The sequence below is a fragment of the Chitinophaga sp. genome (assembly GCF_035564935.1).
Taxonomy (GTDB): domain Bacteria; phylum Bacteroidota; class Bacteroidia; order Chitinophagales; family Chitinophagaceae; genus Chitinophaga.
Genome location: NZ_DATMTE010000229.1, coordinates 1 through 1,512 on the forward strand (window position 1 = coordinate 1; position 1,512 = coordinate 1,512).

1 protein-coding gene is annotated in these 1,512 nt (G+C 49.3%); it reads left to right on the plus strand.

Translation table 11 applies throughout. From position 1 onward, the window contains the following. A partial coding sequence (locus VN105_RS06110) for a RagB/SusD family nutrient uptake outer membrane protein (RefSeq protein WP_325638948.1) occupies nucleotides 1-1,274 on the plus strand: 1,274 nt, incomplete at its 5' end. Nucleotides 1,275-1,512: the final 238 nt, after the last annotated feature.

Here is a 1,512-nt window from a genome sequence, read left to right on the forward strand (position 1 = left end):
ATGGTCGCTACGGCATGCGTACCAACGCCGCCTTTACCGCCGATTACCGCAACTCGGCCTGGAATATCCCAAGCTGGACCTGGTCTTACGGCCTGCTAAAAGGTCAGGGATTCCTGCCTTCGGACTGGGGCTATGATGTATTTACTGATAAACTGAACGATTCCCGTTTTGAAAAATCCTTCCAGCTCGAATATGAGAGTGCCTCCTTCAATAACGCTTCCCAGTCGGACGGTCCCGGCCTAGCTTATACGGATGCAAAAAATGCTTCCCTGGCCTGGCAAACAAATGAAGCCGATTTCTTTAACGGCAATATCAAGCCGAACTATAAACGTCCCTCGTGGAATGGCCGGAATGCCGTAGCCGGACAGCCGAAAATTGGGAAGGCTGACCTAGGACTTGTTTTCCTGGAGAACACCAAGGAAACGGCCATTGATATTGCTGAGGCCCTCGCACAGCCCTATGTGCTCTATCCGCGGTGGATCAAAGACAATGGAAAATATTATTACAGGAAGACCGGTGCAGACCGCTACAATGGGAATGCTGGACTGCTCTTGAGCCGAAAGGTACGCCCCTCTTCACGTAAGTTTATCGATCCAAACCGCAGTACCGTCGACAACCATTTCGGCACACGTGACGTGGCCATCTTCCGGCTTGCCGAAACCTACTTGATCCGGGCAGAAGCCTATGGCCGGAAAGGAGACTATGCAAAAGCTATCGCCGACATCAACATCTTACGCAACCGCGCCGCCTATAAAGCTGGCGAAAATCGCGCCGAGGTATTGGCCCGCTTATACCCTGGTGCCGAATCATTGCGCGCCGAAGAGCGCTCCTACCCCTATCCTTCCGCGACAGCCACATTCAATAAAATTAGAGTCGATGCTTCCTATTGGGATGGTAGTTCGGCTAAAGCCAAGGCTGAGCAATATCCGCCCGAGGCAAATTCCGAGTTGAAACGTTTTGTGCATTTTATCTATAATGAGTATTCCCGGGAGTTCAATACAGAGCAGGTCGTATACGAGGGGATACACCACGCAGGTATACAGCTGGAGCGCATGTTGCATCACGCGCAACTAGCCTCTGGCCGTACTGGCAGCTGGTCCAGATCGGATAATCCATCTGGAGTGAATGGGCAGGATGGAAATGGCAAGGGAACCTTTTCAGCAACGCATACGTTCAAACCCTTTCCGCAATCTTTTATCAGCATGCTAACAGACAAGGATGGCGTACTACTTGATGAAACAGCCCGCCGATCCTATCAAAATCCCGGATATTAGCCCTAAAAAAATGAATTAAATAGTATCTTTCGTTTACCAGCGCATGTACCGTCCGATTGGTGGCCGGTCAGCGATAACTCCAATCAATCAAAATGAAAAAATATTATTACCTATTGCTTTGCTTCCTGAATTTTGCGCTATGTTTGCGAGGACAATCGCAACACAAACGACCAGTAGATTCAGCCCCAAAAAAATATAATGTACTGTTTCTGATTTCAGATGACCTGCGGACAGATAT